Source organism: Amycolatopsis pigmentata (assembly GCF_042684065.1).
Classification (GTDB): domain Bacteria; phylum Actinomycetota; class Actinomycetes; order Mycobacteriales; family Pseudonocardiaceae; genus Amycolatopsis_E; species Amycolatopsis_E pigmentata.
On sequence record NZ_JBHUKR010000026.1, the window covers coordinates 44,018 to 70,524 of the forward strand.

The 26,507-nt window shown below is 66.6% G+C and carries 20 protein-coding genes; 19 read left to right on the forward strand and 1 reads right to left on the reverse strand.

Annotated elements, in window-relative coordinates; genetic code table 11:
* Positions 1-14: 14 nt before the first annotated feature.
* Positions 15-854: a hypothetical protein gene (locus tag ACFSXZ_RS38575; protein WP_378271241.1), complete on the reverse strand. Its 840-nt coding sequence runs from the start codon at positions 852-854 to the stop codon at positions 15-17.
* A 320-nt stretch (positions 855-1,174) separates the two neighbouring features.
* Here ACFSXZ_RS38575 and rplJ point away from each other — a divergent pair, with 320 nt between their 5' ends.
* The 19 genes from rplJ to fusA all read left to right on the forward strand — a co-directional run bounded on the left by rplJ (position 1,175) and on the right by fusA (position 26,442).
* Positions 1,175-1,723: a 50S ribosomal protein L10 gene (gene rplJ / locus ACFSXZ_RS38580; RefSeq protein WP_378271243.1), complete on the forward strand. Its 549-nt coding sequence runs from the start codon at positions 1,175-1,177 to the stop codon at positions 1,721-1,723.
* A gap of 39 nt (positions 1,724-1,762) precedes the next feature.
* Positions 1,763-2,149: a 50S ribosomal protein L7/L12 gene (gene rplL, locus ACFSXZ_RS38585; RefSeq protein ID WP_378271245.1), complete on the forward strand. Its 387-nt coding sequence runs from the start codon at positions 1,763-1,765 to the stop codon at positions 2,147-2,149.
* A gap of 205 nt (positions 2,150-2,354) precedes the next feature.
* Positions 2,355-3,533: an ATP-binding cassette domain-containing protein gene (locus ACFSXZ_RS38590; RefSeq protein WP_378271246.1), complete on the forward strand. Its 1,179-nt coding sequence runs from the start codon at positions 2,355-2,357 to the stop codon at positions 3,531-3,533.
* Positions 3,534-3,615: 82 nt separating this feature from the next.
* Positions 3,616-4,368 (forward strand): MlaE family ABC transporter permease, encoded by a 753-nt coding sequence (locus tag ACFSXZ_RS38595; protein ID WP_378271368.1) that lies wholly within the window; start codon positions 3,616-3,618, stop codon positions 4,366-4,368.
* Between the two features lie 79 nt (positions 4,369-4,447).
* Positions 4,448-5,278 (forward strand): MlaE family ABC transporter permease, encoded by an 831-nt coding sequence (locus tag ACFSXZ_RS38600; RefSeq protein ID WP_378271369.1) that lies wholly within the window; start codon positions 4,448-4,450, stop codon positions 5,276-5,278.
* A gap of 43 nt (positions 5,279-5,321) precedes the next feature.
* On the forward strand, positions 5,322-6,674 hold the full coding sequence (locus tag ACFSXZ_RS38605; protein WP_378271247.1) for an MCE family protein: 1,353 nt from the start codon (positions 5,322-5,324) through the stop codon (positions 6,672-6,674).
* Positions 6,671-7,702 carry an MCE family protein gene (locus ACFSXZ_RS38610; protein ID WP_378271248.1) on the forward strand — a complete coding sequence of 344 codons (1,032 nt, stop codon included), beginning with the start codon at positions 6,671-6,673 and terminating at the stop codon, positions 7,700-7,702. Before ACFSXZ_RS38605 ends, ACFSXZ_RS38610 begins: the two co-directional genes overlap by 4 nt.
* On the forward strand, positions 7,699-8,685 hold the full coding sequence (locus ACFSXZ_RS38615; protein WP_378271249.1) for an MCE family protein: 987 nt from the start codon (positions 7,699-7,701) through the stop codon (positions 8,683-8,685). The genes ACFSXZ_RS38610 and ACFSXZ_RS38615 overlap by 4 nt, the downstream gene beginning before the upstream one ends.
* Positions 8,682-9,866, forward strand: coding sequence for an MCE family protein (locus ACFSXZ_RS38620; protein WP_378271250.1), 1,185 nt, complete (start codon positions 8,682-8,684; stop codon positions 9,864-9,866). Before ACFSXZ_RS38615 ends, ACFSXZ_RS38620 begins: the two co-directional genes overlap by 4 nt.
* Before the next feature lie 29 nt (positions 9,867-9,895).
* Complete coding sequence (locus ACFSXZ_RS38625) at positions 9,896-11,035, forward strand: MCE family protein (RefSeq protein ID WP_378271370.1); 1,140 nt, start codon at positions 9,896-9,898, stop codon at positions 11,033-11,035.
* On the forward strand, positions 11,035-12,294 hold the full coding sequence (locus tag ACFSXZ_RS38630; RefSeq protein ID WP_378271251.1) for an MlaD family protein: 1,260 nt from the start codon (positions 11,035-11,037) through the stop codon (positions 12,292-12,294). Before ACFSXZ_RS38625 ends, ACFSXZ_RS38630 begins: the two co-directional genes overlap by 1 nt.
* Positions 12,295-12,329: 35 nt before the next feature.
* Positions 12,330-12,944 carry a hypothetical protein gene (locus ACFSXZ_RS38635; protein WP_378271252.1) on the forward strand — a complete coding sequence of 205 codons (615 nt, stop codon included), beginning with the start codon at positions 12,330-12,332 and terminating at the stop codon, positions 12,942-12,944.
* Positions 12,945-12,961: 17 nt separating this feature from the next.
* Positions 12,962-13,789: a hypothetical protein gene (locus ACFSXZ_RS38640; RefSeq protein ID WP_378271253.1), complete on the forward strand. Its 828-nt coding sequence runs from the start codon at positions 12,962-12,964 to the stop codon at positions 13,787-13,789.
* Positions 13,790-14,331: 542 nt separating this feature from the next.
* Positions 14,332-17,835, forward strand: coding sequence for a DNA-directed RNA polymerase subunit beta (rpoB, locus tag ACFSXZ_RS38645; protein WP_378271254.1), 3,504 nt, complete (start codon positions 14,332-14,334; stop codon positions 17,833-17,835).
* Positions 17,836-17,915: 80 nt separating this feature from the next.
* On the forward strand, positions 17,916-21,833 hold the full coding sequence (locus tag ACFSXZ_RS38650) for a DNA-directed RNA polymerase subunit beta' (RefSeq protein WP_378271256.1): 3,918 nt from the start codon (positions 17,916-17,918) through the stop codon (positions 21,831-21,833).
* Positions 21,834-22,819: 986 nt separating this feature from the next.
* Entirely contained in the window at positions 22,820-22,969 is a 150-nt protein-coding gene (locus tag ACFSXZ_RS38655; RefSeq protein ID WP_378271257.1) for a hypothetical protein, read from the forward strand.
* 455 nt (positions 22,970-23,424) lie between these two features.
* Positions 23,425-23,799 (forward strand): 30S ribosomal protein S12, encoded by a 375-nt coding sequence (gene rpsL / locus ACFSXZ_RS38660; protein ID WP_003102113.1) that lies wholly within the window; start codon positions 23,425-23,427, stop codon positions 23,797-23,799.
* The gene (gene rpsG, locus ACFSXZ_RS38665) at positions 23,799-24,269 is read left to right on the forward strand and encodes a 30S ribosomal protein S7 (RefSeq protein ID WP_378271258.1); all 471 of its coding nucleotides are present in this window, start codon (positions 23,799-23,801) and stop codon (positions 24,267-24,269) included. The genes rpsL and rpsG overlap by 1 nt, the downstream gene beginning before the upstream one ends.
* A 73-nt stretch (positions 24,270-24,342) precedes the next feature.
* Positions 24,343-26,442: an elongation factor G gene (gene fusA / locus ACFSXZ_RS38670; RefSeq protein ID WP_378271260.1), complete on the forward strand. Its 2,100-nt coding sequence runs from the start codon at positions 24,343-24,345 to the stop codon at positions 26,440-26,442.
* Positions 26,443-26,507: the final 65 nt, after the last annotated feature.

Below are 26,507 nucleotides of genomic sequence, written 5' to 3' on the forward strand. Positions count from 1 at the left end.
GGGCCCTTCAACGGTCAGGAAGTCGTCGGTGGAGTGCTGGGAACGGGGCATGTCGTCGGCCCCCGTTCGTGGCCGGTGATCAGCCATTGGCCCTTGTCGACCTTCGAGACGACGAAAACGCCCAGAGCGGGACCGCCGCTGATCGGGAAAGAACACGAATCGATCGTGACCGTGTCGCCGGTCTGGCCGGACACGTAACTCGGAATGGACTCCGCGTAACCGTTCACGTCGCTTACCTGCGTGTGCAGCGAAAGGACGCTTTGCCTGCAGTCCGGGTAACCCGTGTCCGCAGCGAACTTCTGCTGGACATCTTCGCGGAAACGGCCACACGCTCGCGCGACCATGTCCTCCGGGTTCGGGTCCCGCTGAGCAATGGCGTCGTAAACCGTGCGGACCGCCTCGTACGGCTGGGTGGAAAGGATCTTGTTCGCGTGATAGGTCCCGCCTCCGGTTTCCGAGGCGGGCCGGTTGTCGTCCTGGCTGGGGAAGAAGTAGTTGTAAACCAGCTTCCCGGCGATCGCGAGCACGATCAGGAGCAGCAACGCCGACAACAGCTTGCCCGCGAGACGCTTCGCCCAGCGCGGGGCGGTGATCTTCCGCCGCGGCGAGGGCAAGCCTGGCGGCGGGGCGAGCGGCGGCCCCGTGGGCGGAGGCACCGGCGGAGCACCCTGGCTCGGCACGAGACCGCCGTTTTGCCGCTGTGCTTCGGTGAACCGCAGATAGTCCTGGAACTGCTGGAACTGCTGGAACTGGCGCAACTGCTCCGGATCCAGCGGCTCCACCGGTTGTGCCCGCTCGATTTCGCCGGGGGCGTCGGATTCGTCCGGCTGTTTCTCTGGTTCCTGCTCCGCCACCCGCTCATGATGCCCGCCCGGTCGCCCACGGGACACGTCCCCCGCCGGGTTTCCGGACGGTGCCGTTTGCCACCCACCCTCACCTGCGGAGGAAGGCTCGCGTATTCTGGACGACGGTTCTACCGAAGACCGCTGGTTTTCCTTCAGCCCGCAAGGTTCGAAGGAGCGAAGGTTCCGCGATTCGCGGACGGCCCGCGCAGGAGGATCGAGGCTCGGCGTGCCTTCGCGCGCGCCTGTCGCCCCGTCGCCTGCTGCGCCGGGGCGTTCGTCGTTTCGGGGCTCCTCCGGCTGGCGGTCACCAGCCAAGAGAGGAGGCGACCATGGCGAAGCCCGACAAGGTGGCGGCCGTCGCCGAGATCGCGGACCGGTTCCGCACCAGCTCGGCCACTGTCATCACCGAGTACACCGGCCTCTCCGTGTCCCAGCTGTCCCAGCTGCGCCGCGCTCTCGGCACCAGTGCCAAGTACCGGGTCGCGAAGAACACCCTCGTCAAGCGTGCCGCCCAGGACGCCGGTATCGAGGGTCTCGACGAGCTCTTCATCGGTCCGACCGCGATCGCTTTCGTCGAAGGCGAACCGGTCGATGCCGCGAAGGCGATTCGTGACTTCGCGAAGGACAACAACGCGCTCGTGATCAAGGGCGGCTACATGGATGGCCGCGCCCTCAGCGTCGAAGAGATCGGTCAGATCGCCGATCTCGACAGTCGTGAGGTCCTGCTCGCCAAGACGGCGGGCGCGTTGAAGGCGAAGCTGTCCCAGGCCGCCGCGCTCTTCCAGGCGCCGGCCACGCAGTTCGCCCGGCTGGCCGCCGCGCTGCAGGAGAAGCGCGGCGAAGGAGCCGAACCCGCCGAAGCACCCGCCGAGAGCTGAAAACCATCCCGTAACACCCCGTAAGAGAGGAACGCCATCATGGCGAAGCTGAGCACCGACGAACTGCTCGACGCTTTCAAGGACATGACCCTGCTGGAGCTCTCGGACTTCCTGAAGAAGTTCGAGGACACCTTCGACGTCACCGCCGCCGCCCCGGTCGCGGTCGCGGCCGCCCCGGGCGCCGCTGCCGCCGCCCCCGCCGAGGAGGAGAAGGACGAGTTCGACGTCGTCCTCGAGGCCGCCGGTGACAAGAAGATCCAGGTCATCAAGGTCGTCCGCGAGGTCGTCTCGGGCCTGGGCCTGAAGGAGGCCAAGGAGCTCGTGGAGAGCGCCCCGAAGGCCCTGCTGGAGAAGATCGACAAGGAGGCCGCCGAGGCCGCCAAGGAGAAGCTGGAAGCCGCTGGCGCCAAGGTCAGCGTCAAGTAGTCTCCCAGCACCCAAGCACAGTGGGCGGGTGGGCCGTATGGCCCACCCGCCCACTGTTTTTTTGCACCCGGATACAGGCTTGCGGAACTCGTAAGTAACCTCTTGCGCGCTGGACTCGTTGCACCAATGTGATGCGGCCGTATGGACTTGGGGCGGCGCGTCCATGATGCGTAGTCCAACGCGGCGTAACTCTCCGGGAGGTGCGATGGGTGCCGAGGTGGTCATCGAGGGATTGACCAAGTCGTTCGGCCGGCAGACCATCTGGCGGGACGTCACCTTGACCCTGCCTCCGGGCGAGGTTTCGGTGATGCTCGGTCCTTCGGGAACCGGCAAGTCCGTGTTCCTGAAGTCGATGATCGGTCTGCTGAAGCCGGAACGCGGCAAGTGCGTGGTCAACGGTGTGGACATCGTCCGTTGCAGCGAGCACAAGATGTACGAGACCCGCAAGCTTTTCGGCGTGCTGTTCCAGGACGGCGCGCTGTTCGGGTCGATGAACCTCTACGACAACGTCGCGTTTCCCTTGCGTGAGCACACCAAGAAGTCCGAGACCGAAATCCGTCGCATCGCGCTGGAAAAGCTCGAGATGACCGGTCTGGCCGGAGCGGAGAAGAAGCTGCCCGGAGAGATCTCGGGCGGCATGCGCAAGCGGGCCGGCCTGGCTCGCGCGCTCGTGCTCGACCCGGAGATCATCCTGTGCGACGAGCCGGACTCCGGTCTGGACCCCGTGCGCACCGCCTACATCTCGCAGCTCCTGGTCGACCTGAACGCGCAGATCGACGCGACGATCCTGATCGTCACGCACAACATCAACCTGGCGCGCACGGTCCCGGACAACATCGGCATGCTCTACCGCAAGGAACTGGTCATGTTCGGACCACGCGAGGTGTTGCTGACCTCGGACGAGCCGGTGGTGCGCCAGTTCCTCAACGGCAGCCGGATGGGACCGATCGGCATGTCGGAAGAAAAGGACCAGGCGCAGATGGCGCGGGAGCAGGCGCACGCGGCCGCCGGTCATCACGACGGCTCCACCGAAGAGGTTCGCGGGATCGTGCCGCAACTCAAGCCCACGCCGGGTCTGCCGGACCGCGCCGGCGCGCGCCGGCGGATGGACAGAGTGATGCGGGGCCTGCACACGCTGCCGCGAGCGGCGCAGGACGGCATCATCCAGTCGCTGTCACCGGAAGAGCAGCGCTACTACAACATCGGCTCGCGCCACCAGGGTCCGCCGCAAGGCGCAACGAACCCGCAGCCTCAGCGTTCGGCACCGCTGCCCCAGCGTCAGCCCCAGCACCAAGGTCAGCTGCCTGCCGACCAGGTGGCCCAGTTGCCGGGCAAGCCAGGCGGCCGTTACGGCTACGGCGGACCAAGGCAGGGCGGACAGTGACCGGACGAACCGTCAAGGAGAGCGAACCCGCGGAGGACCGCACATGAGCTCGTCGGCCACCAAGGCCGTTCCCGGCATCGGGATGTTGCGTGAAACCGGGAAGTTGTTCGCCCTCGGGCTGGACATCATCCGCGGGTTCTTCCAGCGGCCGTTCCAGATGCGGGAATTCATCCAGCAGTCCTGGTTCATCGCCAGCGTGACGATCCTGCCCACCGCGCTCGTGGCGGTCCCGTTCGGCGCGGTGATCTCGCTGCAGTTCGGCTCACTCGCCCGCCAGCTCGGCGCGCAGTCCTACACCGGTGCGGGCAGCGTGCTGGCGACCGTGCAGCAGGCGAGCCCCCTGGTGACGGCGCTGCTGGTCGCCGGTGCCGGCGGGAGCGCGATCTGCGCGGACATCGGCGCGCGCACCATCCGCGAGGAGATCGACGCGATGGAGGTGCTCGGGGTTTCCGCGGTGCAGCGCCTGATCGTGCCCCGCGTACTCGCCTCGATGCTGGTCGCGTTGCTGCTCAACGGTATGGTCAGCGTGATCGGTGTGCTCGGCGGTTACTTCTTCAACGTGATCCTGCAGGGTGGCACCCCAGGGGCCTACCTGGCGAGTTTCTCCGCCCTGGCACAGCTTCCCGACCTGTGGGTCGGTGAGATCAAGGCCCTGATCTTCGGGTTCATCGCGGCGGTGGTGGCGGCCTATCGCGGGCTCAACCCGGCCGGCGGCCCGAAGGGCGTCGGCGACGCGGTGAACCAGTCGGTCGTCATCACGTTCCTGCTCCTGTTCGTGGTCAACTTCGTGATCACCCTGATCTACCTCCAGATCGTGCCCGGAAAGTTGAGCTGATGTCCCGCGAAACCGTCGAGGCCGAGCCGTCGTGCTCGGAAACGGCCCGCCCGCAGGTGGAGGCGGAACGGCGATGACAATGCGCCAGAGTGCGAAGCGAATCGCGCACCGCCCGGTCGAGGTTCTCGACACCTTCGGCGACCAGATGTCGTTCTACGCGCGCGCCCTCGCCTGGACGCCGCGCACGATTCGCCGCTACACCAAGGAAGTCCTGCGGCTGCTCGCCGAAGTGAGTTTCGGTTCGGGTTCGCTGGCGGTGATCGGCGGAACCGTCGGCGTGATGATCGGGCTGACGCTGTTCACCGGTGTGCTCGTCGGCCTGCAGGGCTATTCGGCGTTGAACTCGATCGGAACCTCGGCGTTCACGGGTTTTCTGACCGCTTTCTTCAACACGCGTGAGATCGCGCCTCTGGTCGCCGGGCTGGCGCTGTCCGCCACGGTCGGCGCGGGTTTCACCGCGCAGCTCGGCGCGATGCGGATCAGCGAGGAGATCGACGCCCTCGAAGTCATGGGCGTGCCGAGCCTGCCCTATCTTGTGACGACGCGGATCATCGCCGGATTCGTCGCGGTGATCCCGCTTTACGTGATCGGGCTTCTGTCGTCCTATCTCGCCTCGAGGCTGGTCGTCATCTACCTCTACGGCCAGTCCGCGGGTACCTACGACCACTACTTCGATCTTTTCCTGCCACCGCAGGATGTCTTCTATTCGTTCGTCAAGGTGCTCATCTTCAGTGTGGTGATCATCCTGACGCACTGCTACTTCGGTTACCGCGCCTCGGGCGGGCCGGCAGGGGTGGGTGTCGCGGTGGGCCGTGCGGTGCGCCTGAGCATCGTCACCGTCGCGATCATCAACTTCTTTATCGGTTTCGCCATCTGGGGCACGTCGACGACGGTGAGGATCGCGGGATGAACAGGCTTTCCTACGACCACCTCGCGCTGGCGGGAGAACCAGCATGAGCCGTGGAGCGCTGTCCGTGGTGCGGCGCAGAGTGCTCGGTCTGTTGCTGGTCGCCGTGCTCGCGGCCGGGGTCACCTTGAGCATCGCGTTGTACGACAAGGCATTCACGCCCACGGTCGAGGTGAAGCTCGAAGCGGGTGACATCGGCAACCAGTTGATGCCGCAGTCCGACGTCAAGGTGCGCGGGCTGATCGTCGGCTCGGTGAAGTCGGTGGTGGCGACCGGAAAGGGAGCCGAGTTGACCCTCGCGCTGGACCCGGAGTCGGCGAAGATGATCCCCGCCGGCGTTTCGGCCCGCTTCCTGCCGAAGACGCTGTTCGGCGAGCGCTTCGTTTCCCTGGAAATACCGCCGGGGACTCCGACGGCGACCGCGCTGCGGGCGGGTGACGTGATCCCTCAGGATCGCACCTCCGACGCGATCCAGCTGGGAAAGGCGATCGACGATCTGCTGCCGGTTCTGCAGGCCGTGCAACCGGAAAAGCTGTCCGCCACCCTCACCGCGATCTCCACCGCGTTGCACGGCCGTGGCGACCAGTTCGGCAGGACGCTGTCCCAGCTCGGCACCTATGTCGGGGACCTCAACCCGCACCTGCCGGAGTTGCGGAAGAACCTGCAGGAGCTGGCCAAGTTCTCGGACAATCTGAACGCTTCTGCCCCCGACTTGGTCCAGACCATGGACAACCTGGCCACCACGGCGAAGACGGTGGTGACCGAACAACGGAACCTCCAGTCGCTCTACGGCGAGGTGACCGGCGCCTCGCAGACGCTGGAATCGTTCCTGCGCGCCAATTCCTCGAACCTGATCAGGCTGTCTTCGAACTCCCGCCCGACGGCCGAGCTGCTCGCCCAGTACGCGCCGGAATACCCGTGCTTGTTCGGTTCCATGGCCGATCTGGTCCCGTTCGTGGACCAGTCCCTGGGCAAGGGGACGAGCAAGCCGGGGCTGCGCGCGACGATCGAGGTCACGGTCAACCGGGGCCCGTACAAGGCGGGCCGGGACGAGCCGCGATTCGACGACAAGCGCGGTCCGCGGTGCTACAACGTCAAGGACTACCCGATGCCGTTCCCGCAGTACCCGCCCGATGGGCCGATCAAGGACGGCAGTACCCCGCCGCCCGGGTCGCGTGCCGCCAGTGACGGCTTGCAGCCCGCGAACACCTCGGCCGACGCCGGTGGTTACAACGGCGGCGGCGCGAGCGGGGGCAGCATCGCCAACACGCCCGCCGAGCAGGGTTTCCTGGCCCAGCTGATCGGACCCCAGGTGGGCATGTCCGCCTCCGATGTCCCCGGGTGGAGTGGCCTGCTGGTCGCGCCGCTGTACCGGGGCGCGGAGGTGACCGTCCGGTGAGGGGCATCGCCGCGCCACTGATCAAGCTGGTCGTGTTCATCATGGTGACCGTGGTGGTCACCACGATCCTCGGAATCAGCATCGCGAACATCGACACCGGCGACACCAAGGGCTACAGCGCCCGGTTCACCGACGCGACGCTGGTGATGGCCGGTGACGACGTCCGGATCGCCGGGGTGAAGGTCGGCCAGGTGACCGACGTCAAGGTGGTCGACCGGCGCCAGGCGCAGGTGGACTTCGACGTCGACAGCGGTCACCGCCTGCCGTCGAACGTGATGGCGACCATCAAGTACCGCAACCTCGTCGGCCAGCGGTACGTCTCGCTGTCCCAGGGCACCGGCGGGGACACGAAGCCGCTGGCACCCGGCGCCACGATCCCGCTCGAGCAGACGCGGCCGGCGCTCGACCTCGACGAGTTGTTCAACGGGTTCAAGCCCCTGTTCGCCGCGCTGAACCCGGACGACGTGAACAAGCTGTCCTTCGAAGTGATCCGGGTGATGCAGGGCGAGGGCGGCACGATCGACAGCCTGCTCGCCCACACGGCCACCCTGACCAGCACGATCGCGCAGAAGGACCAGGTGATCGGGCAGCTGATCACGAACCTGAACAGCGTGCTGGACGCGGTCAACGCGCACACTCCGCAGCTGTCGGATCTGATCGTCCGGTTGCAGCAACTGGTGTCGGGCCTCGCGGCTGACCGCAAGCCGATCGGTGACGCGATCTCCGCGCTCGGGGGCCTGGCGACCACCACTTCCGGGCTGGTCTCGCAGGTGCGGGATCCACTGAAGAACGACATTTCCGCGCTCGGCACGCTGGCCGGCAACCTCAACGACAGCCAGGCCCTCGTGGAGCACTTCATCCAGTTCCTGCCGCAGAAGGTGACCGTGCTGACTTCCACCGCGGACTACGGTTCCTGGTTCAACTTCTTCATGTGCTCGGCCAACGGCAGCGTGACGATCCCCGGCCTGGTCACCAAGCCGGTGAATGTGCCGCTCATGCCGCAGACCCGGGACCGGTGCGGATCATGAAGAGTTTCCAGTCCCGCAACCCCGTCCCGATCGCGATCACCGGGCTGGTGATCATGGCGCTCGGGCTGGTCGTGGCGCTCAACGCCGACAGTCTGCCGATCATCGGCGCGGGCACCACCTACTCCGCCGATTTCAGCGAAGCCGCCGGGCTCAAGGACGGTGACGAGGTACGGGTCGCCGGGGTGAAGGTCGGCAAGGTGACCGATGTCGGTCTCGACGGCCCGCAGGTGAAGGTCTCGTTCCGGGTCAAGGACGTCTGGCTGGGCGACAAGAGCCAGGCCACGATCAAGATCAAGACCTTGCTCGGGCAGAAGTACCTTTCGCTGGACCCGCTCGGCGAGAAGTCGCTCGACCCGTCGGCCACGATCCCCAAGGAGCGCACGATCGCTCCCTACGACGTGCTCGACGCCTTCCGTGACCTGTCGTCGACGGTGAACCAGATCGACACGCAGCAGTTGTCGAAGTCCTTCGAAACGCTGTCGCAGACGCTTTCCGGAACGCCTCAGGAAGTGAAGGGCGCGCTGAACGGTCTGTCACGGCTGTCGGACACCATCGCCAAGCGGGACAGCCAACTGTCCCAGTTGCTGTCCAACACCCGGCAGATCAGCCAGACCCTCGCCGACCGCGACGCCGAGCTGACCAAGCTGCTGACCGACGGCAACAAGCTGCTGGACGAGATCGGCAATCGTGAGAAGGCGATCTCCACGTTGCTCACGGGTTCGCAGGAGCTCTCGAAGCAGTTGCAGGGCCTGATCAGCGACAACGACAAACAACTGACGCCGGTGCTCGGTTCACTGGATCAGCTCACCTCGATGTTGCAGCGCAACCAGGACGCGCTGGCCGAGGGCATCAAACGGTTCGCGCCCTACATCCGCGTGTTCACCAACACGGTGGGCAATGGGCGCTGGTTCGACAGCTACATCTGTGGCCTGATCCTGCCTTCCGTAGGCCCGCTCAACGAACAGGGGTGTAACGCGAAATGAGTGACACCCGCTTCGGGCAGAGCCTCGCACGGGGCGTCGTGATCGCCTGCGTGCTCGGACTGGTCGTCGCCGGCGCGCTGTGGTGGACCCTCTCGGATGCCGGCAAGAGGCACCTCACCGCGTACTTCCCGAGTGCCATAGGCCTGTACCCGGGCAACAGCGTCCGTGTACTCGGCGTGGACATGGGCACGATCACCGCGGTGCAGCCGATGGGCAACCAGGTGCGGGTCGACATGGACTACGACCGTTCCGTCGCGATCCCGGCGAACGCGCAGGCGGCGATCGTCGCGCCCTCACTGGTCAGTGACCGCTACGTGCAGCTCGCACCCGCCTACACCGGCGGTGCGCGGATCGCGGACAACGCGGTGATCCCGCTCAACCGCACGGCGGTGCCGCTGGAGGTGGACGAGCTCTACTCGAGCCTGGACAAGGTCACCCAGTCGCTCGGCCCGAACGGCGTGAACAAGAACGGGTCGCTGTCCGACCTGCTCACCACGCTCGCCCAGAACCTCGACGGCAACGGGCAGGCCCTGCACGACACGATCACCAAGCTCGGCCAGGCGGCGGGCACCCTGTCGGGCAACCGGGACGACCTGTTCGCCACCGTGGCCAACCTCGCCGACTTCTCCACCGCGCTGGCCGACAACGACAAGCAGGTCCGTCAGTTCGAAGGCCAGCTCGCCGACGTGAGCGGATATCTGGCGGGGGAGAAGGACAATCTGGCCGCGACCGTGCGCCAGCTGGGCACGACACTGGCCATGGTGCAGGACTTCATCGACCACCACCACAACCAGCTGAGGTCCAATGTGGACAAGTTGGCCGGGGTGACGAAGGTACTGGTCGACCAGCGCAGCGCGCTCGCGGAGATCCTCGATGTCGCGCCGGACGGGTTGAACAACGTGGTCAACGCCTACAACGGCGCGTCGGGCACGCTGGACGTGCGGGCGGACCTCAACGACCTGACCCAGCCGCCGCTCGTGATGATCTGCAACCTGCTCAAGCAGACCCCGGACGGGCTGAACAAGGTGGGCGATCTGTGCAAGTCCGTCGAGCCGATCCTGAGCGGCGCGGTGAAGCTGCCTTCCGCCCCCCAGATCGTCAACGCTCTCCAGCACGGTCAGGCGCCACCGCTGCCCTTGCCGCTGAGCGACCTCTTCGGGACGGGGGCGAAGTCGAAGTGAAGCGATCCATCGCACTCGCCGCCTCGGGGATGGCCGTCGCGCTGACCCTCACGGGTTGCGCGTTCGGGGGCATCTACGACATCCCGCTGCCCGGCGGCGCGGATCTGGGCAGCCACCCGTACACGATCAAGGCGCAGTTCCGGGACGTGCTCGATCTCGTGCCGCAGGCCGGGGTCAAGGTGAACGAGGTCCCGGTCGGCCGGGTGGAATCCGTCGCGCTCACCCCGGACGGCTGGAACGCCGAGGTCACCATGCGCCTCAACGGCGACGTGCACCTGCCGGCCAACGCACTGGCGAACATCCGCCAGTCCAGCCTGCTGGGCGAGAAATTCATCGAACTCACCTCGCCCGGCACCGATCTGGCGAAGGGTTCGCTCGCCGACAACGCGGAGATCCCGCTGGCCCGGACCAACCGCAGCGTCGAGGTGGAAGAAGTGCTCGGCGCGCTGTCGATGCTGCTCAACGGCGGTGGCGTGGACCAGATCGACACCATCGCCAAGGAACTCAACACGGCGACCACGGGCCGCGAAGCGGACATCCGGAACCTGTTGTCCGGCGCGGACAAACTGGTGTCCACTTTGGACGCGCAGTCCGCCGACATCACCCGCGCCCTCGACGGGCTGAACCGGCTTTCCTCGACCCTCAACGGGCAGAAGGACCAGCTGGTGCACGCCGTGGGCAACCTGGGGCCCGGGCTCGGTGTGCTCGAACAGCAGCGGGGGCAGCTGGTCACCATGCTGCAGGCGCTGCGCAACCTCTCCGGGGTCACCGTGGACACGATCAACAAGAGCCAGAACGACCTCGTCGCCGATCTTCGTGCGCTGATGCCCACCCTGCAGAAGCTCGGGCAGGCGGGATCGAGCCTGCCGAAGTCGCTGGAGATCCTGTTGACCTACCCGTTCACCGACGCGGCGGTGGCGGGAGCCAAGGGCGACTACTTCAACCTTTACGCCTCGATCGACCTGAACCTCAAGACCGTGCTGGACAACCTCGGCCGTAGCAGGCAGAACCCGCTGTCCGGAATCCTGCCGGACGGCCTGCCGCCGTTGCCGTTGCTGCCCCAGAAGTCCTCCAAGCCGTCCGCGGCCGGTGGTGCCGGTGGTGGCACGCCGCAGGAGCAGCCGGGTCTCGGGGGCATCCTGGGTGGCCTGCTGGGAGGCGGTTCCTGATGCTGGTACGCAAGACGAAGATCCAGCTCATCGCGTTCGCGCTGGTGGCGGTGGTCGCGATCGTGTACGCCCTGATCCGGTTCGCCGGGCTGGGCCAGGCCTTCGGCCGGAGTGGCTACACCGTCAAACTCGAGCTCAACGAGTCCGGTGGCATCTTCTCCGGTGCCGAGGTGACCTACCGCGGCTACAACATCGGCAAGGTCGGCCCGCTCCGGCTCACCGCGAGCGGGCTGGAAGCGGACCTGAACATCGATCCGGACGCGCCGAGCGTGCCGCAGAACCTGGAGGCCGTGGTCGCGAACCGGTCCGCGGTAGGTGAGCAGTTCGTCGACCTCCGGCCGAACACCGACGCCGGCCCGTTCCTCACCGGCGGCACGGTCATCCCGGCCGCCAAGACGAAGACCCCGCTGGCCACCGATCAGGTCATCATGGACCTCGACTCGCTCGCCGGCTCGGTGCCCACCGGTGCGCTGCGCACCGTGGTGGACGAGTCCTACCAGGCTTTCTCCGGCACGGGACCGGATCTCCAGACGCTGCTCGACACCACCCGGGACTTCACCGCGTCGGCGCAGCAGTACCTGCCGCAGACGGTCCAGCTGCTCAACGACGGCGGAACCGTGTTGCACACGCAGAACGCCGAGTCGTCGTCGATGGCGGAGTTCAGCAAGAACCTCAAGGACCTCTCCGCGACGCTGAAGAGTTCCGACGGTGACCTGCGCAAGCTCGTCGAGGTGACCCCGAACGCCGCCTCGTCCCTCAACCAGCTGGTCACCGACACCGGCCCGGGCCTGGGTGAGCTGTTCGCCAACCTGCTCACGACATCGAACCTGTTGTTGACCCGGCAGGCCGGCATCCGGCAGGTGCTGGTCAGCTATCCGGTCCTCGCGGTCGGCGCCCGCAGTGTCGTGCCCGGTGACGGGACGGCGCACCTGGGCCTCGTGCTCAACGTGGAAGACCCGCCCCCGTGCACCAAGGGGTACCCGAACCCGAGCACGTACCGGTCCGGTACCGAGATCACGCAGCGCCAGCCGGACCAGAAGGCCTACTGCGCCGAGTCGACCGGAAGCCCCATCTCCGTGCGGGGTGCGCAGAACGCGCCGTACAACGGCGTGCCGGTCGCGCCGACGCAGGGCCAGCTGAACGCCAACGCCAACCGCGAGCAGGAGGACCTGGCCGAACTGAGCGGCACCCCGGGGGTCGCCGGTTCGCCCGGGGTGTCGCTGAACACCCTGTCCGCCCTGTTGGCACTGCCTGGCTGACCGTTGATCAACCCGACTACCTACCCTGGAGCGCCATGACTTCCGACGAAGCTGTCGACGAGGGCGGCTCCCAGCCGGACCACGAGATCGACGTCGATCCGGTGCCCGGCCAGGAGGCGGAACCCGGCGAGTCGCCGATCCGGCGGTACGCGCTGCTGGCCGCGGCGGGACTGGCCGCCGCGTCGCTGATCGTCGCCGCCGTGTTCGGCGTCCAGTGGTGGGTCGACTCCGGCAACGGCGACCTCGCCCTGGCCCAGGCTCGCGACCAGGTCGTCAGCACCGGCAGGACCGCGGTCAAGGCCTACACGGAGCTCGACTACACCAACCCGGACGCCTACTTCCAGCGGCAGCTCGCCGTGTCGGACCCCGACATGCAGACGCAGATCAAGAACACCGAGAACAACTACCGGCAGGCGATGGCGGACGCGAAGACGAAGGTCGTCACCACCGTGCAGGACATCGGTGTCGAGGAGTTGAACGACCACGAGGGCAAGGCGAGCTTCCTGGCCGCGATCAGCACCCAGGTGACGAAGGAAGGGCAGCAGCCCGTCGTCAAGCCGTTGCGCCTGGAGGTGCAGATGACCCGGACCGGTCAGGACTGGAAGGTGTCCTCGATCAGCTCGGTGCCCACCGTGAGCAGCGGACAGTGACGGCGTAGGAGGTCGTTTTGCCAGCAGTTCCCCCCCGCCAGCCGCCACCCGCGGGCCGGTCCCGTTCGTCCGGGATCCGCCGGCCCGCCCCCTCACCGCGGCGCCGCGAGACCACGACCGAGGACACCGAGGACACATCCGTCATCGACAAGGTGGAAGAGGCACCTGACAAGCCGAGCCCCCGCCGCAAGAGCCGGGACGACGGGGTGGCCAAACCGGCCGACTACAACGCCGCGGAGGCGGCCGTCGCCGAGCAGGACGGCGAAGAGTGGTCGGGCCGCCCGGACCGGAAGGTGCTGACCGGCGCCCTGTTCGCGGTCGCGGTGGTGCTCATCGGGCTCGCGGTGTGGTTCAAGATCGAGGACAACCAGGTGAGCGACGCGACGGCCAACACGGCCTTGCTGGACGTGGCACGCACCTCGGAGGTCAAGCAGGCCGCGACCGGCGCGGTGGAAACGCTGTTCTCCTACGACTTCACCAACGTCGGCAAGACGCAGGACGCGGCGAAGGATCTGCTGCTCAACGACGATGTGCGGAACAAGTACACCAGCCTGATGGGTGAGGTGCAGCGGCTTGCTCCGCAGCAGAAGATCGTGGTCACGGTGAAGGCGAGCCGCAGCGCGGTGCTCATGCTCGACGACGACCGCGCCCGGGTGATGGTCTTCGTCGACCAGACCGCGACTCGCACCGACCAGAACCAGACCTCGAGCGGCAGTGCCCAGCTCTGGCTGCAGATGCAGAACACGGGTGGTAAGTGGAAGGTCACCGACCTCGACACCTACAACACCGGGCAGCCTTCCACGCCCGCGCAGCCGGCACCCGCGGCGCCGTCGGCAAGCAAGTAACACGCCGGTCCACATCACCCTTCCGGGCGGTTTTTCGAGCCGTCCGGAAGGGTGATGCGGTGGTTGCCGGTGGCCGGGCGGAGTCCGGTCCGCCTCCGCGTCCCCGCGCGCCGGGAATCGCTCGGGTCCGGCTTCTTCGGCGCTGCCCCGCCGGGCCGCCGCCGAACCGCTCCGCCGCAGGTCGCGCCGTGGTTTCGGGCTTGGCTACCGGGCGCGATGACGTTGCGCCAACTGGCGGGTTGAGGGCGTGGCATCTTGACTCTTTCGCGCTGTGGGGTCACGCTTACTGCGTGCGGTGAGGCCCTTGCGGGAGGGTCGATCCGGGAGGCATACCTGAAGACGTCGTGATCGAGATCTGGGCCCCATCGGAGCGCCCCTCGACAAGGCACGGCGTTCGGGCTAGACTGCTTATTTGCGCTGCCCTCTTTCAGGCTGCTCGGGCACGGCAGCTAGGATGGTGGGCACACGGCACCCCTTGAGAGTCGCAATAGTAGTTGCTAGCGCGGCTGCTCACCGCTCATTTGTCCCCGGAAGGACGCATCTTGGCAGTCTCTCCCGCGAACCAGGCCACTGCTGCGACCACCTCGGCTGTTACAGAATCGAATTCCTCGGCGATCCCGGGGGCCCCCAAGCGGGTCTCCTTCGCGAAGATCCGCGAACCGCTGGCCACTCCCAACCTGCTCGACGTCCAGATCCGGTCCTTCGAATGGTTCACCGGGGACGAGAAGTGGTTCGAGCGCCGCGTCGAAGAGGGCGAGGAGAACCCGGTCGGCGGCCTGGAGGAGGTCCTCAACGAGATCTCCCCGATCGAAGACTTCTCCGGCTCCATGTCCCTGTCCTTCTCGGACCCGCGCTTCGACGAGGTCAAGGCCTCCGTCGAGGAGTGCAAGGACAAGGACATGACCTACGCGGCGCCACTGTTCGTGACCGCCGAGTTCGTCAACAACAACACCGGCGAGATCAAGAGCCAGACGGTCTTCATGGGTGATTTCCCGGTGATGACCGACCGCGGCACCTTCATCATCAACGGCACCGAGCGTGTCGTGGTGTCCCAGCTGGTCCGCTCGCCCGGCGTGTACTTCGACCAGACCGTCGACAAGACCACCGACAAGGACGTCTTCAGCGTCCGGATCATCCCCAGCCGCGGGGCGTGGCTCGAGTTCGACGTCGACAAGCGCGACACCGTCGGTGTCCGGATCGACCGCAAGCGCCGCCAGCCGGTCACCGTCCTGCTCAAGGCACTGGGCTGGACGACCGAGCAGATCCGCGAGCGGTTCTCCTTCTCCGAGACGCTGCTGGCCACCCTGGAAAAGGACCACACCGCCGGCACCGACGAGGCGCTGCTCGACATCTACCGCAAGCTGCGTCCCGGCGAGCCGCCGACCAAGGAAAGCGCGCAGACCCTCCTGGAGAACCTGTTCTTCAAGGACAAGCGCTACGACCTGGCCAAGGTCGGCCGGTACAAGGTCAACAAGAAGCTGGGCCTGTCGATCCCCTACGACACCGGCACGCTGACCGAAGAAGACATCGTCACCACCATCGAGTACCTCGTCCGGCTGCACGCCGGCGAGGAGCAGATGACCGCCCCCGGCGGCGTCGAGGTGCCGGTCGAGACCGACGACATCGACCACTTCGGCAACCGCCGCCTGCGCACCGTGGGTGAGCTGATCCAGAACCAGATCCGGGTCGGTCTGTCCCGGATGGAGCGCGTGGTCCGCGAGCGGATGACGACGCAGGACGTCGAGGCGATCACGCCGCAGACCCTGATCAACATCCGTCCCGTGGTGGCGGCGATCAAGGAGTTCTTCGGTACCTCCCAGCTCTCGCAGTTCATGGACCAGAACAACCCGCTGTCCGGGCTGACCCACAAGCGCCGCCTGTCGGCGCTCGGCCCCGGCGGTCTCTCCCGTGAACGCGCCGGCATGGAGGTCCGCGACGTGCACCCGAGCCACTACGGCCGGATGTGCCCGATCGAGACCCCGGAAGGTCCGAACATCGGCCTGATCGGGTCGCTGTGCTCCTACGCCAGGGTGAACCCGTTCGGCTTCATCGAAACCCCGTACCGCAAGGTCGTCGAGGGTCAGGTCACCGACCAGATCGACTACCTGACCGCCGACGAGGAGGACCGCTTCGTCAAGGCGCAGGCCAACGCGCCGCTGACCGACGACGGGTACTTCGCCGAGGATCGCGTGCTGGTCCGCCGGAAGGGCGGCGAGGTCGAACTGATCGACCCGATGGACGTGGACTACATGGACGTGTCGCCGCGCCAGATGGTGTCGGTCGCCACGGCGATGATCCCGTTCCTGGAGCACGACGACGCCAACCGCGCGCTGATGGGCGCGAACATGCAGCGCCAGGCGGTGCCGTTGCTGCGCAACGAGTCGCCGCTGGTCGGCACCGGCATGGAACTGCGCGCCGCGGTCGACGCCGGTGACGTGCTCGTCGCCGAGCAGGCCGGGGTGGTCGAGGAGCTGTCGGCGGACCTGATCACGATCATGCACGACGACGGCACCCGCAAGAGCTACGGGCTCTACAAGTTCCGTCGTACCAACCACGGCACCTGCTTCAACCACCGGCCGATCGTCTCCGAGGGCGACCGGGTCGAGGCGGGCCAGGTGATCGCGGACGGGCCCTCCACCGAGAACGGCGAGATGGCGCTGGGCAAGAACCTGCTCGTCGCGGTCATGCCCTGGGAAGGCCACAACTACGAGGACGCGATCATCCTCTCCGAGCGGCTCGTGCAGGACGACGTGCTCACCTCGATCCACATCGAGGAGCACGAGATCGACGCGCGGGACACCAAGCTCGGTGCCGAGGAGATCACCCGGGACATCCCGAACGTGTCCGAAGAGGTCCTCGCCGACCTCGACGAACGCGGCATCATCCGGATCGGTGCCGAGGTCCGCGACGGCGACATCCTGGTCGGCAAGGTCACCCCCAAGGGTGAGACCGAGCTGACCCCGGAGGAGCGCCTGCTGCGTGCGATCTTCGGCGAGAAGGCCCGTGAGGTCCGTGACACCTCCCTGAAGGTCCCGCACGGCGAGACCGGGAAGGTCATCGGCATCCGGGTGTTCTCCCGCGAGGACGACGACGAACTGCCCCCGGGCGTCAACGAACTGGTCCGCGTCTACGTGGCACAGAAGCGCAAGATCCAGCCGGGCGACAAGCTCGCCGGGCGGCACGGCAACAAGGGTGTCATCGGCAAGATCCTGCCGGCCGAGGACATGCCGTTCATGGAGGACGGCACCCCGGTCGACATCGTGCTGAACACTCACGGTGTGCCCCGCCGGATGAACATCGGCCAGATCCTCGAGCTCCACCTGGGCTGGCTGGCGTCGCAGGGCTGGCAGGTCGAGGGCTCTCCCGACTGGGCGAGGAACCTGCCCGAGGAGCTCTACGACGTCGAACCCGGCACGAACACCGCGACCCCGGTGTTCGACGGTGCGAAGGAGGAGGAGCTCCTCGGCCTGCTGGACTCGACCAAGCCCAACCGTGACGGTGCCCGTCTGGTCGGCGGTGACGGCAAGGCCACCCTGCTGGACGGTCGCTCCGGCGAGCCGTTCCCGTACCCGGTCGCGGTCGGCTACATGTACATCCTCAAGCTGCACCACCTGGTCGACGACAAGATCCACGCCCGGTCCACCGGCCCGTACTCGATGATCACCCAGCAGCCGCTGGGCGGTAAGGCGCAGTTCGGTGGCCAGCGCTTCGGTGAGATGGAGTGCTGGGCGATGCAGGCCTACGGCGCGGCCTACACGCTGCAGGAACTGCTGACGATCAAGTCGGACGACGTGGTCGGTCGTGTGAAGGTGTACGAGGCGATCGTCAAGGGCGAGAACATCCCGGACCCGGGTATCCCGGAGTCGTTCAAGGTGCTGTTGAAGGAGCTGCAGTCGCTCTGCCTCAACGTGGAGGTGCTCTCCTCCGACGGTGCGGCGATCGAGATGCGTGACTCCGACGACGAAGACCTGGAACGGGCCGCCGCCAACCTCGGCATCAACCTGTCCCGCAACGAGTCGCCCTCGGTGGACGACGTCGTTCAGTAACCAGCCGCCAGGGGGCCACCCCGGCCCCCTGGCCGCCGACGACCCCTCTATCCGGAAACAACCCAAGGGGATGCAAGCAATTGCTGGACGTCAACTACTTCGATGAGCTCCGCATCGGCCTCGCCACCGCCGACGACATCCGTCAGTGGTCCTTCGGCGAGGTGAAGAAGCCGGAGACCATCAACTACCGGACCCTCAAGCCCGAGAAGGACGGCCTCTTCTGCGAGAAGATCTTCGGCCCGACCCGGGACTGGGAGTGCTACTGCGGTAAGTACAAGCGGGTCCGCTTCAAGGGGATCATCTGCGAGCGCTGCGGTGTCGAGGTGACCCGTGCCAAGGTGCGCCGTGAGCGGATGGGCCACATCGAGCTGGCCGCGCCGGTCACGCACATCTGGTACTTCAAGGGCGTGCCCTCGCGGCTGGGTTACCTGCTGGACCTGGCCCCGAAGGACCTCGAGAAGATCATCTACTTCGCGGCGTACGTGATCACCAGCGTGAACAACGACCTGCGGCACAACGACCTGCCGACGCTGGAGAACGAGATCGGCGTCGAGCGCAAGAACATCGAGAACAAGCGCGACGCGGACATCGAGGAGCGCGCGCAGAAGCTCGAGGCCGACCTGGCCCAGCTCGAGGCCGAGGGTGCCAAGTCCGACGTGCGCCGCAAGGTCAAGGAGGGCGGCGAGCGGGAGATGCGCCAGCTCCGCGACCGGGCCCAGCGTGAGCTGGACCGGCTCGAGGAGGTCTGGACCACCTTCACCAAGCTCGACCCGCGTCAGCTGATCGCGGACGAGCAGCTCTACCGCGAGCTCTACGACCGCTACGGCGAGTACTTCACCGGCGGCATGGGCGCGGAGGCCATCCAGAAGCTGGCCACCGAGTTCGACGTGGCCGCGGAGGCGGACAACCTGCGCGACATCATCCGCAACGGCAAGGGGCAGAAGAAGCTCCGCGCGCTCAAGCGGCTCAAGGTCGTCGCGGCGTTCCAGGCCACCGGCAACGACCCGCGTGGCATGGTGCTCGACGCGGTGCCGGTGATCCCGCCGGACCTGCGGCCGATGGTGCAGCTCGACGGTGGCCGGTTCGCCACCTCCGACCTCAACGACCTGTACCGCCGGGTGATCAACCGCAACAACCGGTTGAAGCGGCTGATCGACCTCGGCGCGCCCGAGATCATCGTCAACAACGAGAAGCGGATGCTGCAGGAGGCCGTCGACGCGCTGTTCGACAACGGCCGCCGCGGGCGTCCGGTCACCGGCCCGGGCAACCGGCCGCTGAAGTCGCTGTCCGACCTGCTCAAGGGCAAGCAGGGCCGGTTCCGCCAGAACCTGCTCGGCAAGCGCGTCGACTACTCGGGCCGTTCGGTCATCATCGTCGGTCCGCAGCTGAAGCTGCACCAGTGCGGTCTGCCCAAGGACATGGCGCTGGAGCTGTTCAAGCCCTTCGTGATGAAGCGGCTGGTGGACCTCAACCACGCGCAGAACATCAAGTCCGCCAAGCGGATGGTGGAGCGCGCGCGGCCGCAGGTGTGGGACGTCCTGGAAGAGGTCATCACCGGGCACCCGGTGCTGCTCAACCGGGCGCCGACCCTGCACCGGCTGGGCATCCAGGCCTTCGAGCCGCAGCTGGTGGAAGGCAAGGCCATCCAGCTGCACCCGCTGGTCTGTGAGGCGTTCAACGCGGACTTCGACGGTGACCAGATGGCGGTGCACCTGCCGCTGTCGGCCGAGGCCCAGGCCGAGGCCCGGATCCTGATGCTGTCGGCGAACAACATCCTCTCGCCCGCCTCGGGCCGCCCGCTGGCCATGCCGCGACTGGACATGGTCACCGGCCTGTTCCACCTGACGAGGATCGACGAGTCCGCGGTGGGCACGGGCCAGGCGTTCTCGTCGCCGGCCGAGGCGATCATGGCCTACGACCGCAAGGCGCTGAGCCTGCACGCTCCGGTCAAGATCCGGATCACGGACCGGCAGCCGGGCCGGGCGGACACGGTCAAGCTCGCCGAGAACGGGTGGGAGCCCGGACAGGCATGGCTGGCCGAGACAACCCTGGGCCGCGTGCTGTTCAACGAGCTGCTGCCGCCGGACTACCCGTTCGTCAACGAGCCGATGCCGAAGAAGCGGCAGGCGGCGATCGTGAACGATCTGGCCGAGCGGTACTCGATGACACAGGTCGCGCAGACCCTGGACCGGCTCAAGGACGCCGGCTTCTACTGGGCGACCCGCTCCGGGGTCACGGTCTCCATCTCCGACGTCGTCGTGCCGCCGGAGAAGAAGGAGATCCTCGACCAGTACGAGGCCAAGGCCGACCAGGTCGAAAAGCGGTACCAGCGCGGTCAGCTCTCGCACGCCGAGCGCAACAACGAGCTGGTCAAGGTCTGGACGCAGGCGACCGACGACGTGGCCAAGGTCATGGAAGACCACTTCCCCGAGGACAACCCGATCTCGATGATCGTGAAGTCCGGGGCGGCGGGCAACATGACCCAGGTCCGGTCGCTGGCCGGGATGCGTGGTCTGGTGTCGAACCCGAAGGGTGAGTACATCCCGCGGCCGATCAAGGCCAACTTCCGCGAGGGGCTCTCGGTGGCGGAGTACTTCATCGCCACCCACGGCGCCCGGAAGGGTCTGGCCGACACCGCGCTGCGGACCGCCGACTCCGGTTACCTGACCCGGCGTCTGGTGGACGTGTCGCAGGACGTCATCGTCCGCGAGGTGGACTGCGGCACCAGCCGCGGCATCAACATGATCATCGGCGAAAACAACACGGCCCTGGGTGGCGGAATCACGCGTTCCCAGCACGTCGAAACCAGTGCCTACGCCCGCACGCTGGCCACCGACGCGGTCGACGCGCAGGGCAACGTGGTGCTCAACGGCGGCGACGACCTGGGCGACCCCGCGATCGAGAAGCTGATCACCAGCGGGATCCTCAAGGTCAAGGTGCGCAGCGTGCTCACCTGCGAGTCCGCGGTCGGCGTGTGTGCGACCTGCTACGGGCGTTCGATGGCCACCGGCAAGCTGGTGGACGTCGGCGAGGCCGTGGGTATCGTCGCCGCGCAGTCGATCGGTGAGCCCGGTACCCAGCTGACCATGCGTACCTTCCACCAGGGTGGTGTCGCCGGTGACGACATCACCACGGGTCTGCCCCGGGTGACCGAGCTGTTCGAGGCCCGGGTGCCCAAGGGCAAGGCGCCGATCGCCGACGTCGATGGCCGTGTGCGCATCGAGGAGAGCGAGCGGTACTGGAAGATCACGCTGATCCCGGACGACGGCAGCGAAGAGATCATCTTCGACAAGCTGTCGAAGCGTCAGCGCCTGGCCAACACGCCGAACGGGCCGTTGGCCGACGGTGACCACGTCTCGGTCGGTCAGTTGCTGCTGGAAGGCACGCCGGACCCGCACGAGGTGCTGCGGGTCATGGGGCCGCGCGAGGCCCAGATGCACCTGGTGGACGAGGTCCAGAAGGTGTACCGGGCCCAGGGTGTGTCGATCCACGACAAGCACATCGAGGTGATCGTCCGGCAGATGCTGCGCCGGGTCACGATCATCGACTCCGGTTCGACCGACTTCCTGCCTGGTGAGCTTCCCGAGCGCACCAAGTTCGAGGCGACGAACCGGGCCTCGGTGGCCGAGGGCGGCGAGCCGGCTTCGGGCCGTCCGGTGCTGATGGGGATCACGAAGGCGTCGCTGACCACGGACTCGTGGCTGTCGGCGGCGTCGTTCCAGGAGACCACACGAGTGCTGACCGACGCGGCGATCAACGGCCGCAGCGACAAGCTCGTGGGCCTCAAGGAGAACGTGATCATCGGTAAGCTGATCCCGGCAGGCACGGGGATCAACCGGTACCGCAACATCCAGGTCCAGCCGACCGAGGAGGCGCGAGTGGCGGCCTACGCCATCCCGTCCTACGACGACGGCTACTACACCCCGGATGTGTTCGGCACCGGCACCGGTGCCGCGGTCCCGCTCGACGACTACGACTTCGGGCGCGACTTCCGCTGATCTCGTAGCCGTTCACGACCCGAGGGCCCCGGACACCTCCCGCGTCCGGGGCCCTCGTCACGTCTCAGGACGAAGTCGCCGAGCCGACGCTGCGGAGTTTCTCGACGACGGTCCTGCTGCCGCCGTTTTGCGCTCCGCGGAAGGCCTGAGAATGGAGTGGCAGCCACAGGTCGGAGGAGGGATGGGAGAAACCGATCTCGATTTGCTTATCGGTTGAATCCGGAACGGCTTCCAACCCCCGTCACCGTCTTCGAATTCATCGGTGAGGTAGTCCAAATAGTCTGGCTCGCTCTGTTCCTTGCCGGCCTCTTCCCGCGTTCAAGCCGTCTCCCTCGCCGCCTGCCAGGACAGTTCACGCTGGATCTCTCCGGCGCTTATCCGGGGAATCCCACCATAACGGCCCCGGAGGTATCCGCGTTCGAGGTTTTCCTCCTTACGCGGCTTCGCATCGGTCAACGCATATAAGTCGGCTTCGCCGGCGCGTCGTTCAATGGTGGTCCAGACCTGGTCACGATCGAGCGGCCATCGAGTGCCGCATTTCCCAAGAGCGTTGTGTCGTGCGTCGTGAAAATCAGCTGGGCTCCCCGTGGATTGGAATCAGGGTCCTGGAAAAGGCACACCACCCGAGAAAAGCGAACCACGCGTGAGTCCCGAGAGACTCCTCCGTGAGGAAATCCATCGATATCTCGTTTCCACCCGGAGCGCGCTGTCCGCATCCGGTGTGACCAGCCACCAGTCTTCCGCGAACCAGCGATACAAGGACGACAGCTGGGATCGTTCAGCGTGGCCACGACGGCTTCTTGCCCGGCCGGCGGGCAATGGTCGATCGCCACCGTGACCGTGTGAAACGGGAGAGCGTGCTCGGCGGCAGTCGTAGGTCACTCCTCGTGTCGCGGTCGGAGCGTTCCGGGCACGGAGGGAGTGAACCGAAGGCGTTTGGGTAGCGTGTCGGCTGGCGGAGCACAAGCGAACTTGAGGAGGGCGTAGTGCACGCGGAAGAGAACCATGAGCCGGAGGAGGTGCGGCCCACCGGGCGTCACGCGGCGCCGGAGGGTGCCCCTCGTCACCCGGCTATCGACCTTTCCCGCGACCCGAACCCGGGGAAGCCGGACCACGCGAAGCCTGACGACGAGTAGGCGAGGTCGATCGGGACGCCCCGGGTCCTTCAGGCCCGGGGCGTCTTCGCTGTCCACCCCCTGAGCAGGGAATTCATTGCGACCCCATGACGTTGGAGTCCATGTCCGGTGGTGACCGCGGCGTGTCGATCGCGCTCCCTTTTCGTCACGGATCGGGTACACTGGAAGGGCAGGCAACCCGGCCGCCGACGTGAGATCGACCCCGCTGTGGTCGACCCCGGAACGGGCGGGTATCTTTGACGACTGTGCCCGGCACGTGTTGGGCCGCTCTGCGCGCCATTCGGTTCGGCAGGGTGCGGTAAGCACCTGACTGACCGCCTCGGCGAGGCGGAGCTCCGCGGAAAACCCGAGGGAACGTTACCGGCCGTGAGGCCTAGACGGGGGCCGACACGCCCGACCTCGGGGGCCGGGGAAGCAGACAGAACACAAGCTAGACGCGACAGAAAGCTGGTCCATTGCCCACGATCCAGCAGCTGGTCCGCAAGGGCCGCCAGGACAAGGCTGCCAAGCAGAAGACCGCGGCGCTCAAGGGGAGCCCGCAGCGGCGCGGCGTGTGCACCCGCGTGTACACCACCACGCCCAAGAAGCCGAACTCGGCGCTGCGCAAGGTCGCGCGTGTGAAGCTGACCAGCGGCATCGAGGTCACCGCCTACATTCCGGGCGAGGGCCACAACCTGCAGGAGCACTCGATGGTGCTCGTGCGCGGTGGTCGTGTGAAGGACCTGCCCGGCGTTCGCTACAAGATCATCCGCGGTTCGCTCGACACGCAGGGAGTGAAGAACCGCAAGCAGGCGCGCAGCCGGTACGGCGCGAAGAAGGAGAAGAGCTGATGCCCCGCAAGGGACCGGCCCCGAAGCGGCCACTGATCTCCGACCCGGTCTACGCCTCGCCGCTGGTCACCCAGCTGGTGAACAAGGTGCTCAAGGACGGGAAGCGTTCGCTGGCCGAGCGCATCGTCTACGGTGCGCTGGAAGGCGCCCGGGAGAAGACCGGCACCGACCCGGTCGTCACGCTCAAGCGTGCGCTGGACAACGTCAAGCCCACCATCGAGGTGAAGAGCCGACGCGTTGGTGGTGCGACCTACCAGGTGCCGATCGAGGTCAAGCCCGGCCGTTCGACCACCCTTGCGCTGCGCTGGATCGTCGCCTTCTCCCGGCAGCGCCGTGAGAAGACCATGATCGAGCGTCTGCAGAATGAGCTGCTCGATGCGAGCAACGGCCTCGGGGCCAGCGTGAAGCGCCGCGAGGACACCCACAAGATGGCCGAATCGAACAAGGCTTTCGCCCACTACCGTTGGTGATTAGCCCGGTCGTCGCGCCAGCACCGGCACTGCGGAGCTGGTGAGGATCGCAACCAGACAGGGGAACATCGCAGTGGCACGCGACGTGCTGACCGACCTGAACAAGGTCCGCAACATCGGCATCATGGCCCACATCGACGCCGGCAAGACGACGACGACCGAGCGGATCCTGTTCTACACCGGGATCAACTACAAGATCGGCGAGGTGCACGACGGCGCCGCGACGATGGACTGGATGGAGGAGGAGCAGAAGCGGGGTATCACCATCACCTCGGCTGCCACCACCACCTTCTGGGCCGACCACCAGATCAACATCATCGACACGCCTGGGCACGTCGACTTCACCGTCGAGGTGGAGCGCAACCTGCGTGTGCTCGACGGTGCCGTCGCCGTGTTCGACGGCAAGGAAGGCGTCGAGCCGCAGTCCGAGCAGGTGTGGCGTCAGGCCGACAAGTACGAGGTCCCCCGGATCTGTTTCGTCAACAAGATGGACAAGCTCGGTGCGGACTTCTACTTCACCGTGCGCACCATCGAGGAGCGTCTCGGGGCCCGTCCGCTGGTCATCCAGCTGCCGATCGGTGCCGAAAGCGAGTTCGAGGGCGTCATCGACCTCGTCCGCATGAAGGCGCTGACCTGGCGTGGCGATGTCAAGAAGGGCGAGGACTACGAGGTCGAGGAGATCCCGGCCGCGCTCGCGGACAAGGCCGCCGAGTACCGCGAGAAGCTGGTCGAGACGGTCGCCGAGTCCGACGACGAGCTGATGGAGAAGTTCCTCGACGGTGGCGAGCTGACCGAGGCCGAGATCAAGTCCGGCATCCGCAAGCTCACCGTCGCGCGGGAGGCGTACCCGGTGCTGGCCGGCTCCGCGTTCAAGAACAAGGGCGTGCAGCCCATGCTCGACGCGGTGATCGACTACCTGCCGTCGCCGCTGGACCTTCCGCCGGTCGAGGGCACCCTGACCGACGGTGAGACCCCGGTCGTCCGCAAGCCGTCGGTGGACGAGCCGTTCTCCGCGCTGGCGTTCAAGATCGCCGCCCACCCGTTCTTCGGGAAGCTGACCTACATCCGGGTGTACTCGGGCAAGGTCGCGGCCGGCAGCCAGGTCGTCAACGCGACCAAGGAGCGCAAGGAACGGATCGGCAAGATCTTCCAGATGCACTCCAACAAGGAGAACCCGGTCGACGAGGCCCAGGTCGGTCACATCTACGCGGTGATCGGTCTCAAGGACACCACGACCGGGGACACCCTGGCGGACCCGCAGAACCCCGTCGTGCTGGAGTCGATGACCTTCCCCGAGCCGGTCATCAAGGTCGCCATCGAGCCGAAGACCAAGGCCGACCAGGAGAAGCTGTCGACCGCGATCCAGAAGCTCGCCGAGGAGGACCCGACCTTCCGGGTCAGCCAGGACGAGGAGACCGGGCAGACGATCATCGAGGGCATGGGCGAGCTCCACCTCGAGGTCCTGGTCAACCGGATGAAGTCCGACTACAAGGTCGAGGCGAACATCGGTAAGCCCCAGGTGGCCTACCGGGAGACCATCCGCAAGACGGTCGAGAAGCACGACTACACGCACAAGAAGCAGACCGGTGGCTCCGGTCAGTTCGCGAAGGTCATCATCGCGCTGGAGCCGCTCGCGACGACGGACGGTGCGCTCTACGAGTTCGACAACAAGGTCACCGGTGGCCGCATCCCTCGGGAGTACATCCCGTCGGTGGACGCCGGAGCGCAGGACGCCATGCAGTACGGCGTGCTGGCCGGATACCCGCTGGTCGGGTTGAAGGTGACCCTGTTGGACGGTGCCTACCACGAGGTCGACTCCTCGGAAATGGCGTTCAAGATCGCCGGTTCGATGGCGCTCAAGGAAGCCGCGAGGAAGGCAAGCCCCGTACTGCTGGAACCGATGATGGCGGTCGAGGTGACCACGCCCGAGGACTACATGGGCGACGTCATCGGTGACCTCAACTCCCGCCGTGGCCAGATCCAGGCCATGGAGGAGCGGGCGGGTTCCCGCGTCGTGAAGGCGCTGGTTCCGCTCTCGGAGATGTTCGGCTATGTCGGCGATCTGCGGTCTCGCACCCAGGGGCGGGCGAACTACTCCATGACGTTCGACTCCTACGCCGAGGTTCCGGCGAACGTCGCGAAGGAGATCATCGCGAAGGCGACGGGGGAGTAACCCGGAGCACCAAACGGGCCTCCCCATAGGTCCGCACAACGAACACGCAACAACCAGCACTGTCC